Source organism: Natronococcus sp. (assembly GCF_047921035.1).
Lineage (GTDB): Archaea > Halobacteriota > Halobacteria > Halobacteriales > Natrialbaceae > Natronococcus.
Genome location: NZ_JBLRWX010000098.1, coordinates 1 through 12,203 on the forward strand (window position 1 = coordinate 1; position 12,203 = coordinate 12,203).

Annotated in this window: 11 protein-coding genes and 1 pseudogene; 7 read left to right on the forward strand and 5 right to left on the reverse strand. The window is 66.4% G+C overall.

Annotated features, from left to right (window positions below; translation table 11 throughout):
* A pseudogene (locus ACNA7R_RS16420) lies at positions 1-371 on the reverse strand (ferridoxin); the annotation flags it as partial.
* Positions 372-602: 231 nt separating this feature from the next.
* On the opposite strand from ACNA7R_RS16420, the gene ACNA7R_RS16425 reads away from it, so the two are divergent.
* Genes ACNA7R_RS16425 through ACNA7R_RS16440 form a run of 4 tightly spaced genes read left to right on the forward strand, consistent with a single transcriptional unit; the run spans position 603 to position 5,994 of the window.
* A complete protein-coding gene (locus ACNA7R_RS16425; RefSeq protein ID WP_416284618.1) occupies positions 603-3,863 on the forward strand; it encodes a molybdopterin oxidoreductase family protein in 3,261 nt (1,086 codons plus the stop codon).
* A gap of 6 nt (positions 3,864-3,869) precedes the next feature.
* On the forward strand, positions 3,870-4,544 hold the full coding sequence (locus tag ACNA7R_RS16430; RefSeq protein WP_416284619.1) for a 4Fe-4S dicluster domain-containing protein: 675 nt from the start codon (positions 3,870-3,872) through the stop codon (positions 4,542-4,544).
* Positions 4,541-4,990, forward strand: coding sequence for a hypothetical protein (locus ACNA7R_RS16435; RefSeq protein WP_416284620.1), 450 nt, complete (start codon positions 4,541-4,543; stop codon positions 4,988-4,990). Before ACNA7R_RS16430 ends, ACNA7R_RS16435 begins: the two co-directional genes overlap by 4 nt.
* Positions 4,987-5,994: a cytochrome b/b6 domain-containing protein gene (locus ACNA7R_RS16440; RefSeq protein WP_416284621.1), complete on the forward strand. Its 1,008-nt coding sequence runs from the start codon at positions 4,987-4,989 to the stop codon at positions 5,992-5,994. The genes ACNA7R_RS16435 and ACNA7R_RS16440 overlap by 4 nt, the downstream gene beginning before the upstream one ends.
* A 158-nt stretch (positions 5,995-6,152) precedes the next feature.
* On the opposite strand, the gene ACNA7R_RS16445 is transcribed toward ACNA7R_RS16440, so the two are convergent.
* Positions 6,153-6,341, reverse strand: coding sequence for a hypothetical protein (locus ACNA7R_RS16445; RefSeq protein WP_416284622.1), 189 nt, complete (start codon positions 6,339-6,341; stop codon positions 6,153-6,155).
* A 118-nt stretch (positions 6,342-6,459) separates the two neighbouring features.
* Positions 6,460-6,858: a hypothetical protein gene (locus ACNA7R_RS16450; protein ID WP_416284623.1), complete on the reverse strand. Its 399-nt coding sequence runs from the start codon at positions 6,856-6,858 to the stop codon at positions 6,460-6,462.
* A 93-nt stretch (positions 6,859-6,951) separates the two neighbouring features.
* Between ACNA7R_RS16450 and ACNA7R_RS16455 the strand changes: the two genes are divergently transcribed.
* On the forward strand, positions 6,952-7,134 hold the full coding sequence (locus ACNA7R_RS16455; protein ID WP_416284624.1) for a hypothetical protein: 183 nt from the start codon (positions 6,952-6,954) through the stop codon (positions 7,132-7,134).
* A 27-nt stretch (positions 7,135-7,161) separates the two neighbouring features.
* The gene (locus ACNA7R_RS16460; RefSeq protein ID WP_416284625.1) at positions 7,162-7,704 is read left to right on the forward strand and encodes a hypothetical protein; all 543 of its coding nucleotides are present in this window, start codon (positions 7,162-7,164) and stop codon (positions 7,702-7,704) included.
* A gap of 3 nt (positions 7,705-7,707) precedes the next feature.
* Here the strand turns inward: ACNA7R_RS16460 and trpB are convergent, their stop codons facing one another.
* Together trpB and ACNA7R_RS16470 are read right to left on the reverse strand one after the other, a co-directional pair.
* Positions 7,708-8,859 (reverse strand): tryptophan synthase subunit beta, encoded by a 1,152-nt coding sequence (trpB, locus tag ACNA7R_RS16465; protein ID WP_416284626.1) that lies wholly within the window; start codon positions 8,857-8,859, stop codon positions 7,708-7,710.
* A 66-nt stretch (positions 8,860-8,925) separates the two neighbouring features.
* Positions 8,926-10,347, reverse strand: a complete 1,422-nt coding sequence (locus ACNA7R_RS16470; RefSeq protein ID WP_416284627.1) for an MATE family efflux transporter — start codon at positions 10,345-10,347, stop codon at positions 8,926-8,928.
* 261 nt (positions 10,348-10,608) lie between these two features.
* Here ACNA7R_RS16470 and ACNA7R_RS16475 point away from each other — a divergent pair, with 261 nt between their 5' ends.
* Positions 10,609-12,030, forward strand: coding sequence for a hypothetical protein (locus ACNA7R_RS16475; RefSeq protein ID WP_416284628.1), 1,422 nt, complete (start codon positions 10,609-10,611; stop codon positions 12,028-12,030).
* Positions 12,031-12,203: the final 173 nt, after the last annotated feature.

Below are 12,203 nucleotides of genomic sequence, written 5' to 3' on the forward strand. Positions count from 1 at the left end.
CGGTGGACCGCCTCCTCCTCGATGCCCGCCTTCGCCGCGTTGACCAGTCGGGCGGTCTTCGCGGTCGCCTCGGGCTCGTCGTGGACCCAGCCGGCGCTCTCGCGCTGGTCGACGAACTCGACGGCGTCGGGGTGCAGTCCCTGTTCGGTCGCCGCCTCGTTGATTCGCTCCTGGGCGCTCGCCTCCGGACAGGTCACGATGAGCTGATCGAGTTCGTGCTCTTCGATGACGTGTTCCATTCCCGCGAGCCCGTCCCCGCAGAGCAGCCGCGAGCTGGCGGCGACGTCGACGTCGTCGATCCCCTCCCGTGCGGCCTCGAGGTCGATGTCGCAGGTCCCGGCACACGAGCAGACGAAGGCCCCAGTGTTCATTGACGGCTTTGTCCTTGCCCGATCTGCAAAGATGTTTCGTGTTAGTCGGAACAGATGGTAGCAGACCATCGTATCGCCGATCGGAGCTAGCGAAAATGGTTACGGGTTTGTGTAAAAAATTCAACTACCAATCTGTCCTTGCACAACGTTTATGAACGACAAGACGGTTCGTGCGGGTACTGTGGATGTATCGGATATGTACTACGATCTCTCACCAACCGTGGGGACAACATGAGTGCTGAACCAGTAACGCTCGACCTCGACCGGCGGTCGTTCATGAAGGCGTCCGCGCTCGCCGGGGCGACGATCCTCGGCAGCGGCGCGACGGGCCACGTCATGAGCCAGGACGACGACGAGCCCGAGGGCGTCCACGACGACGCCGAAACCGCGAAGGTCATCTGTAACTACTGTTCGGTCGGTTGCGGGTTCAAGGCCGTCAAGGACGGCGACTCCTTCGTCGGAATGGAGGCCTGGAAGGAGAACCCGATCAACAACGGCTCGCTCTGTTCGAAGGGTGCCGGTATCCTCGAGACCGAACACTCCGATCGGCGGCTCAAACAGCCGCTGCGGAAGGTCGACGGCGAGTGGCGCAAGGTCTCCTGGAGCCAGGCCTACGAACTCATCGCCGAGAAACACGAGGAGATTCTCGAGGAGTACAGCCCCGACAGCGTCATGATGCTCGGCAGCGCCCACCACGCCAACGAGGAGGCGTACGCGTTCCGCAAGCTCGGGGCCTTCATGGGTACGAACAACGTCGACCACCAGGCCCGGATCTGTCACTCCCCGACCGTCGCCGGCCTCGCGAACACCTGGGGGTTCGGCGCGATGACGAACACGATCAACGACTACCGCAACTTCGATCTCAACATCATCATCGGGCAAAACCCCGCCGAGGCCCACCCGGTGGCGATGCAACACATCCTCGAGGGCCAGGCCCGCGGCGGCACCATCGTCTCGATCGACCCCCGATACACGAAGACGTCCTCTCACGCCGACTACTTCTATCGTATGCGACCCGGCACGGACGTCGCGATCATGATGGGGCTGGTCAACTACCTCGACCAGCAGGGCGAACTCGAGGAGGAGATGCTCGACGACCGCGTCCAGGGCTGGGAGGACGCCTACGAGGAACTCGAACAGTACGACCTCGAGACGGTTGCCGAACTCACCTGGATCGATCCCGAGGATCTCGAGGAGATCGGCGACATGATCATCGAGAACAAGCCCAACGTCCAGATCGAGTGGGCGATGGGTGGTACCCAGCACAACAACGGAACGCAGAACATCCGTTCGTATGCGCTCCTGAGTCTGGCTTCGGGCAGCGCCGCCCGCAGCGGCGGCGGCCTGCAGGTCATGCGCGGCCACGCGAACGTCCAGGGCGCGACGGACCTCGGCGTCGACGCCGAGTACCTGCCCGGCTACTACTCGGTCACCTCCGCTGGATCGTGGACCCACTGGGCGAACGTCTGGACCGAGAGTCCCTGGACCGACGGCAGCACGGACTTCGACGAGCTGTACGACCGGTTCGACGCGATGCCGGAGGACCTCTGGGAGGAACTCGGCGAGGAGGAGGAGACGATCCCGCCCGCCGAGGTCGACCACGAGGTTCAGGACGAACTCGGCGAGGACCAGCAGGACTCCCACCGACCCGAGGACGTCAACACTCGGTCGATGATGTTCCAGCCCGGGCTGACCGTCGCCCGCTGGTACGAGGCGGCGCTCCAGCAGGAGGATCGGCTCCACGAGTCGAACCTCTACCAGCCCGATCCGCTGAAGATGGTGTTCTTCTGGGGCCACTCGGCGAACTCCATCAGCGAGATGGAGAAGATGAAGCGGGCGATGGAGGCCCTCGAGCTGCTGGTCGTCGTCGACGTCTTCCCCTCCGTCGCCGGGACGCTGCCCGACGACGCCGACGTCCTGTTGTTACCCGCCTCGAGCCAGTACGAACACTACCGGTCGCTGACGAACTCCCACCGCGCGGTCCAGTGGAGCGAACCGGCCGGTCCGCCGGCCCACAACTCCAAGCCCGACCTCCAGATCATTCAGGAACTCGCCGACGCGCTCGGCTTCGGCGAGCACTTCAACTGGGGCTCCGGCGACGGTATCTACAACGGCAAGAGCACCTACGAGGACACGCTCCGCGAGATCAACCTCGGCGCCCGCTCGATCGGCTACCAGCAGTCCCCGGAGAAGCTCCAGCAACACCGGGAGCACGACGAGCTCTTCAGCACCGAGGACACCCGCGCCGACGCGCCGGGGACGCCCGTCGACGGCGAGTACTGGTCGTTGCCCTGGCCCTACTGGGGCGAGGGTCACACCGGGACGCCGATCATCTGGCGCGACGATATGGACCCCCGCGAGGGCGGCCACGACTTCCGCACTAACTGGGGGATCGAGGCGCCGACCCCCGAGGAGTGGGAGGAGATGGACGTCGATCAGGAGTATCCCCTCGCCGAAACGTACGAGGAACACGGCGAGGACGGCCTCGACCTGCTGCGCGAGCCCTACGAGCCCGACTGGTGGGACGGCGAGGTCGAGGGCGTTCCGCAGTACCCCCACTACACGACGACCCTGCCCGACGACGTCTCCAACCCCAGCGAGATGTCCCTGCCCGTCGAGTACGCCCTGAGCGAGGACCAGTCGGCCTACGACGCCGCCCAGGCCCTCGAGGAGGAGTACGACCACGACCTCGACCTGGAGTTCTGGGAGCAGTTCGACAACGAACAGCCGGATCCGCCGACGGGTCGCGGGAAGGCCCGCGCGGTCGCCTGGAACTTCCTCGACACCGTCCCGGTCCACCGGGAGCCGATCCAGAGTCCACACCTCGAGATCACCGAGGAGTGGCCCGCCAACGGCTTCCAGCAGAACGTCTTCCGGCTCGACCAGAACAACGCCGCGACCCAGCAGGAAGCGACCCAGCGGGTCCACGAGGAAGGGTTCGACGTCATCATGACCTCCGGCCGGCAGGTCGAACACCAGGGTGGCGGCTCCGAGACGCGGAACAACACGCTGACGGCCGACGTCCAGCCCCACATGTACGCCGAGATCCACCCCGACATGGCCGAGGACCTGGGCGTCACCGGTGGCGAGGACATGGTCATCGTCGAACCCGCCGCCGACGACAAGAGCGCGATCCTCGTGAAGGCGAAGGTCGACTACCGGACCGAGACGGCCGAACCCCACCCCAACGAGATCTTCCTGCCGTACCACTGGGGCGGCGTCCTCGGCGGCAAGAACCAGAGCGACAAGTGGCCCGACGGCACCGAACCGATCGCGATCGGCGACTCGGCGAACGTGATCACCGCCAGCGGCTTCGACGCCGAGACCCAGATGCAGGAGACGAAGGTCGGGATGGTCCGGGTGCTGCCGGCCACGCCCGAACGGATCGAGGAGTACGACATGGAGTTCATCAACTTCCCGCAGGACGAGGCGGGACTCGGACTCCAGAAGCAGTTCGACGTACGGGAGCACGACATGCTCGCAGACGACTAACAGACAATGTCAACGAACGAACCACAACAGAATCGGATCGGCGACGGGACGATGGGCGTCGGAGAGGGGATGCGCCTCTTTCCCGACGTCGAGGCGTGTATCGACTGCGGCGCCTGCGTCGTCGCGTGCAAACGCACCTGGGACGTCGAACCGCAGCGCGAGCGGATCGACGTCGTGAAGATGCTCGAGGGCCGCGAGGCCGAAGACGGCTACAACGGCCACCAGACCCGGGCCCTCGAGGACGGGGTCAACCCCGGCGAGACGAACCTTCCGATGCAGTGTTACCACTGCGCGGAGGCCCCCTGCGTCTCGGTCTGTCCGACCGACGCCCTCCAGAAGAGCGACGACGGCTTCGTCGACCTCGAGGAGGACCTCTGTGTCGGCTGTCAGTACTGCTTGTCGGGCTGTCCGTTCGGCGCGCCGCAGTTCCCCGAGAGCGGCGACGGCTCGGCCGACATCGTCGGCACCGGCGGCACGATGGACAAGTGTACCGGCTGTAAGGAGCGCCAGGAGGTCGGGATGGCGCCGGCCTGCGTCGACGAGTGTGCGACCAACGCCCTGCTCGTCGGCTCCCCCGGCGACATCGCCGACGAACTCGACAAGCGTGACAGCGGCTCCTTCTTCAACGAGGAGTCGATGCAGATCATCTTCGGCGAGGACGCCGACCTCTTCGAGTCATGAGCGAGGGCGACACACACGCCGGCACCGCCGGCGAGACGACCGATACACGCGACGACGCGTCGGCCGACGAGAACGCCGGCCTCTCGGATACGGCGGCGTTCTGGATCGCCGGCATCACGAGCGTCGTCGTCGCGGTCGGCTCGGTCTGGCTCTTCCAGGGGCCGTTCTACCAGACGATGCTGCGGGTCCGACCGACCGTCGCGGGCGGCGGCGTCGGCTCGGAGTGGGTCGCCGGCAACACGGAACCGGTGCTCAACGCGATGATCACCCTGATCCACTTCGCCGACGTGATCATGGGCGTCTTTATCATCGTGATGGTCGTGATCCACTGGGCCGCGTTCCGGCGGCTCGCGGATCGCATGCAGCCTCCCGGGGGCGACCGGGAGGTCGCCGCCGACGGGTCGGGCGAGGAGACCGCCGCCTCGAGCGGAGGTGATCGCGCGTGACGAATCTCGACCACGGGAAGTTCTCTCGAGTGACGACCACGTTCCACTCGCTGCTGGCGCTGACGGTGTTCTTCCTGTTCTTTACGGGCTACGCCATCGCGTTCAACGCGGAGCTGTGGTGGCTCGTCGAGCTGATGGGCGGCAACGAGTGGGTGCTCGCGATCCACCGGGTCGCCGGCTTCGCGCTGATGATCCTGACCGTCTTCTGGGTGCTGTACATGCTACTTCGCACCTCGAGTCGGTCGAACCTGGGCGAGGTGCTGCCGGATCTGAAAGCCGACATGATGGCCTTCGTCCAGGACGTCAAGTTCGCGCTCGGCTACGCCGACGAGCGCCACCCCCACGCCAAGCAGTTCGCGGGCTACAAGGCCGACGAGGTCCCGCTGCTGTCGTACGTCGGGAAGGGCGTGATCGCCATCTTCACCGTCGAGCTCATCCTGCTGATGATCTCTGGCCTGCTGATCTGGCAGAAGTCCTGGCTGATGGAGTTCTACAACTCCCAGTCGGTCGTGATGGGATTCGTCGCCTTCCACGGGCTGCTCGGGGTCATCATGCTGATGGGCGTGATGTTCCACACCTTCGAGCACGTCTGTCATCCGGCCTTCTACCCGGTCGAGATGAAGGCGTTCCTGCCGAAGAAGGACACTCCGAACTTCCACGGCGATCCCGACGAGTACGAGACCACCGGGATCGAACGGCTGCGGCTCAAGCCGACCTGGAAGTGGGCGACGAACCTCATGGGCGCGATGGTCATCATCGGGGTCGCCGGCGTGCTCGCCGGCAGCATGAGCTACGGCGGCTACCCGATTCCGGACACCCTCGTCTACGCGGAGGGGAACATCTTCCGGACGATCGCGATCAACATCGGCATGCTCGTGCTGTTCATCGGGCTCGCGCTCTCGATGTACGGCAACATCCTGCGCGTGCGGTACCTGAAACAGCGCCAACAGCAGGCCCGGGCCGAGCGAGACGGCGTCGCGACCGACGGCGGCTCGCGGGAGTAACGCGCTCGAGCGTCCCGACGAATTTCTTCGCTCGATTCGCTTCGACGGCGTCGAGAGGAAGCTTCCGCCACCGTCTCATACGGTTTCCTGTAAGTCATTACCGGCGCAACCGCGACCCGTACGGCGGTTGCGCCGGTAAATCGTTACAGCAATCCGTATCAGGAGTCCGCGTTCTCGAACCCCTCCGGACTGTCCTCGATGACCCGGAGCGCGCCGTCGCCGCACTGACACTCCCCGCTTCCGATCGGATGGATCTCGTCGTTCGGACCGACGTGTGCGGCGTGGACCGTCTCGCAGTTCTCACAGATCGCTGCCACTCGTTCTCGCTCCTGTCTTTCCGCCGTCATACTGCTACTGTTGTGAGCATCTGGGTTAAAAGATAACCCTTAATCGAGCGATGCAAAAAAGTCAGATACGGCCACTATCCGGCGTGAGGGAGTGTTTGGCGAACGAACGGGATCGCGTTCAGGAGAGGATCTGCTCGCTGTCCGGCGAGAGTTCGACACCGACCTCCTGTCGGGTCTGAGTCGCGATCTGATCGATGTTTCGGGTGAGCACCTCGAGGATGTCGTTGGGCTCGGGGTAGACGAGCACGTTGCCGTCGTCGTCCTCCATCACCAGCTGGGTGTCGTTCATCTGGATCTGGTCGTTCTCGATGTTGGCGACGTAGACGGTCAGGGCCTCTGCGCCGCCCCGGTCGCCCTCCTCGACCATCGAGATGTACAGCGAGTCGATGCCGATGAGGTCCTTGTACTCCCGGATCTGCTCGGCGCAGGCGACCATATCCTCCGTCACCGCGGTCTTCTGGGGGTTGCCGTGCTCGCCGTTGTAGCAGTGTTTGCACACCCGCAGTTCCATCCGCATGCTCCCCGCTAGCGAGCGAGCGCATTATAATCGTTCGATCGGCGCCGACTGCGGTCCCAAACGTTTAGGACGGCGGCCCGATTGTACCGAGATATGCTTTCGTCGATCTACCTCGTGTACGCGGCCGTCGTGTTGCTGGCGCTGGTCGGCTGCCTGATCGCGCTGGTCGCCACGACCAAAGACACCGTCGGCGGCTACGGAACGAAAGGCGACGCGGCGCTGATGGCCGTCGTCTTCGCGTTCGCGGCGATCACGATCGTCACCTCCGTGGTGTAACGCTCGAGAACCGACTTCGATGTTTCGATGGCGAGTACAGCTCCATTTCCGGTCGCTCGCGGCGTCGCCAGCGGCGTCTGCGCCTGGCTGGCCGGCTACCTGCTCGTCTACGCGCTCGCCGTCTCGGCGGTCCGATCCTCCACGCTCGCACAGCTCATCGGTGCGACGACGGGCGGGGAGGACTGGCGACTGGTCGGCTGGCTGTTCTACAGCACCCACTTCTCGGAGAGCACCGTCCCGGAGCTGTTCGGCGGCGAGACGATCAACCTCGTCTCGGTGATGACCGGCGCGAGCGTCCTGTTGCTGGCGATCCCCCCATCGCTGCTGGTGCTTGCCGGGGTCGCCGTCCGAGCCGGCGGACCGACGCTGCCGACGACGACCGCCGCGACCCACGGGCTCGCCGTCGTGCTCGGTTATCTGCCGGCCGCGCTGCTGGGCGGGATCGTTCTGACGGTCGGCACGAGCGGCGTCTCCGCCGGGCCGACGCCGTTTTCGGTGATCGGGCTCGTCGGAATCGCCTATCCCGCCGTGTTCGGCCCGCTCGGCGCGCTCATCGGGAACCGGCTCTGAACGTTAGAGATCGAACTTCTCGGCCGCCGTCTCCATGTCCTTGTCGCCCCGTCCCGAGAGATTGACCAGGATCGTCTCGTGAGCGCCGTCCTCGGCGAGTTCGATCGCTCGAGCCACGGCGTGGCTCGACTCCAGCGCCGGAATGATCCCCTCGGTCTCGCTGAGTTCCCGGAACGCCGCCAGCGCCGCGTCGTCGGTGACGCCGGTGTACTCGCAGCGACCGACGGCCCGGAACATGGCGTGTTCGGGGCCGACGCCGGGGTAGTCGAGCCCGGCCGAGACCGAGTGAACCTCGACGTCGTCGTCGATCACGCGGGTCTTCATTCCGTGGAGGGTGTCGTCGGTTCCCCGGGAGAGCGGGGCCGCGTGGCGGCTCGAGTCGCTGCCCTCGCCGCCGCCCTCGGCGCCGTAGAACTCGACGGGATCGTCGCGGAACGCGTGGAAAAGGCCGATCGCGTTCGAGCCGCCGCCGACGCAGGCGACCGCGGCGTCGGGGAGGTCGCCCGTTCGCTCGTGGAACTGCTCGCGAGCCTCCCGACCGATAACCGACTGGAAGTCCCGGACCATCCGCGGGAACGGATCCGGGCCGACGACGCTGCCCACGAGGTAGTGGGTGTCCGAGACGTTCTCGGCGAAGTCCTCGAGGGCGGCGTCGACGGCGTCGGCCAGCCCCGCATCGCCCCGCGAAACCTCGTTGACTTCGGCGCCCATCAGGCGCATCCGGAAGACGTTCATCTCCTGACGGGCGACGTCCTTCTCGCCCATGTAGATCTCCGTCTCGAGGTCGAGCAGCGCGCCGGCCATCGCCGTCGCGACGCCGTGTTGGCCCGCGCCCGTCTCGGCGATCAGCCGCTCGCGGCCGGATCGCTTCGCGAGCAGCGCCTGCCCGAGCACGTTGTTGATCTTGTGGGCGCCCCCGTGGAGCAGGTCCTCGCGCTTGAGGTAGATCTCGGCGCCGTAGCGCTCGCTCAGGTTGCGCGCGTGGTACAGCGGGGTCGGTCGCCCTGCGAAGCTCTCGAGGTGGTCCCGAAGGTCGGCCCGGAACTCGTCGGTTCCGGCGACCTCGTCGTAGGCGGTCGCGAGCTGCTCGAGCGGTTCGCGAAGCGGTTCCGGAACGTATCTCCCCCCGTAGCCCTCGAACTCTCCATCCGTCATGAGCGTTCGTTTCTCGCTGACGGTAAAGTATGTTCCGTGGCCCCACCGCTCGAGCCGGCGGCAGCGTTAGTCGTCCGTGGACTGATCGGAGAAGCTGCCCCGTTCGCGCATCATCGAGGTGCCCCGTTCGACCCAGCGGCGCCGGTAGAAGACGACGCCGAGGTAGACGACCCGGAACGCGAAGTCGAGGACGACGGCGGCGTAGGCGGCAACGACGCCGTAGCCGAGTTCGACGCCGACGACGTAGGTAAAGCCGAGCAGGAAGACGAAGGTGCCGATAACCCGCGAGACGAAGGGGACGACGGTCTCGCTGCCGCCCCGTAGCGACCCAGCCAGCGTGATGTAGGCCGCGATCAACAGCGCGGTGACGGCGTAGGCCTGCGCGAAGCCGACCGCGTAGCCGACCGTCGCCGGGTCGCGCGTGAACACGAGGACGAACTCCTCGGCGAACGTAAACAGCAGGGCGCAGAGCCCGCCGACGGTGAGCGTGCTCAGGGCCGTCGCGGCCAGCCCGTTGTAGTAGGCGGTCGCCCCCTCGCCTCGGCCAAGCGACTGACCGACCATGACGTTCGCGGCGACGCCGTACCCTCTCGCGAGCGGCGAGGCGACCTGCTGGTACATCCGGCGGCCGATGTGGTAGGCGGCGTTGACCTCGGTGCCGAACGCCAGCAAGATCGCGTTGAACGGGAACTCGGCGAACATCTCCGTGACCCCCTCGGCGATCCGGGGCCAGCTGATCAGGAGCAACTGCTTCGTGATGACGAGCTGTCGGGGAACGACGTACCGAATCCCGCTGCGCGGGGTGGCGAGGATCGCGAGGAAGGCGGTCGCGCCGAGCGTGTCCGCGGCTGCGGTCGCGACGGCGATGCCGATGACGCCCAGCTCGGGGAGCGGACCGAGCCCGAACGCCAGCCCGATCGTCGCGAGGATGTTGAGCGCGTTGACGACGCCGTTGACGTACATCGGCGTCTTCGTGTCGCCGGTGCCCTGGATCGAGCGGGCCGCGATGAAGTTGACGTGGATCGCGGGCGCCGAAATCATGATCACCATCAGGTAGACGCTGCCGTACTCGACGACCGCGTCCATCGCCCCCTCCTCGGTGAGCGCGCCCAGCACCGAGATGGCGTACTCGTTGAGCAACAGCCCGAAGATGACGAACGGGATTCCCCCGAGCAGGCCGAGTAACAGCGCTTGCGAGACCGCTTCGTCCCGATTGGCGGTGGCGTCGGCGCTCGTGTCCTGACTCGAGAGGGCGATCGCGCCGTCGCCGATGCCGATGCCGAACCGAAGCGGGAAGCGGGCGTAGATGTCCGCGAGGCCGACCGCCGCGACCGCCGCCGGCGAGAACAGGCCCGCGACGATCAGGTCGGTCGTCCGCATCAGCGTCCGCAGCACCTGCTCGGCCATCACGGGCCAGGAGAGGCCGAACACGCGCTTCCAGACCCGCCAGAGTCGACGATCGGCGAGCGAGAACGGAACGACGAACACGGTCGCGGTTCTCGCGGTCGCCGAGTAAGCGTTGAGTTGCCGGAAACGTTCCCCGGTTGAGGACTGCTATCAACGTTCGCTCGAGCCCCCTCGCAACGCCGGTTCGGACCGCCGCAGTCCCGCGAGGGGCGATCCTGCCGGCCACAGTACTATCCGCCGATCCGTGGTACTACACGCGACGATGACCGACGACGGGCGACGGCCGATCGCGACGTCGAACCGGACGATCGAATCGGACCGCCGACTCGAGGTGGGCGATCGATGAGGCTCTCGCGGCTGTTCGCCGACGAGGAGTCGACCCCCTACGGGCTGCCGAACTTCGACTCGACGACGGTGTTCGTCCGGGCGGCCGCCAGCTCCCTGCGCGGCGAGCCGTTCCCGCGGCTGGGGATGATCCACCCGAAACTAACACCGCTCGCAAAGCGGGTCAACGGCCTCTCCAGGGAGACCCGCGCGAAGATCTACACCACGGGCGGGGCCAACGAGGGGATCGACCCCGACGACCTCGGCGAGATCGACGTCGAGCGCTTCCGGGAGTGGGTCGTCGACCAGTACCCCGAACGGGGGTACCCCGCCGTCGTCGTCGGCTCGAGCAACGGCGCGGCCGTTCACCTCGCGGCCCTGCTCGGGGTGCCGTTTCTGCCCCAGACGTTCCTCCTGCCGATCCGGCGCTCGATGGGCGCCGACGAGATCCGGGCGGATATCGAGTGGGGCGCCGAGCACGCGCCCGAGTTCCTCGAGGCCAACCCCGACGTCTCGCTGGCCCAGATGCACGACCCCAATCAGGATCGGCTGATGGTTCGCAAGCTGGCCTACTTCCGGGTCAAGTCCCGGATCCTGGGGGAGGCCTACGAGGAGTTTCTCGACACCGTCCTCGAGCCCGGCGGCACCGTCATCTCCCTCGAGTGCGAGTACGACTGGCCGGTCGTCGACGTCGGCGACCGTCACACCTTCCAGCTGGGGGGCTGTGGCGGGCTGGCGCCCGAGGAGTACTACGAGGGCAGCGAGCAGGTCGCGGAGTTCCTCCGCCTGCAGGGCGCCGGCCAGCGCGAGTGGGACGTTCCCGAACCCGACCGACGAGCGCCGGAGGCCGAGTGGGGGTTCGATCCCGCCCTGCGCGAGGACCTCGAGCGGATCGCGGACGAACGAGGGTACGACCTCCGACGGCTCGCGTTCGACGACCCGCGGGAGCTGAGCCCGTTCGTCGCCGACCGCTACCGCGAGCGCTACGAGGCCCGCGACCGCTCGGTCGACCGGCTGCTCGTCCAGTCGTTCGCGCTGGTCGAACCCTGGTGGACGCTGCGGACGGGGTCGGTCCCCTACTGGACCGCGTTCAACACCCGCTCGGACGTCGAGTACCTCGAGGACTACCTCGAGAACGCCGACCCCTACGACGAGATCCGCTCGACGCTGTTCTCCCACGGGATGGAGTCGGCGGGGCTGGCCTCGATCGCAGAGTGGCGCGACGTGCTCTCCCGAGCCCGCGATGAACACGGGTTCGTCGGCGTCGACGAGACCGAGTTCCCCTACGACGTCGAGACCCAGGTCCGGTACCACGACGACCTCCCCGAAGAGATCGACGCCCGCCACCCCCTCCCCCCGACGATGGCGTTCGACCGGTTCGCGTCGATTACCGAGGATGTGGTCGGGGAGTACGGGCTCGAGTGGGATACCGTACGTTAACGGCGCATCGCAGCACGGAATCTTCGCTTAGAGTGTCGCGTGAAACACCTGTTCCGTACAGGCGGACGATGTATCAGCTCGGTCTGACCCTTCCTTCTGCGGTGGCGCGCGCTGTCGACCGTCCGAACGTAGCGAGGTGCGAGCTTGCGAGCACCTCGGAAAGCGAACGATGA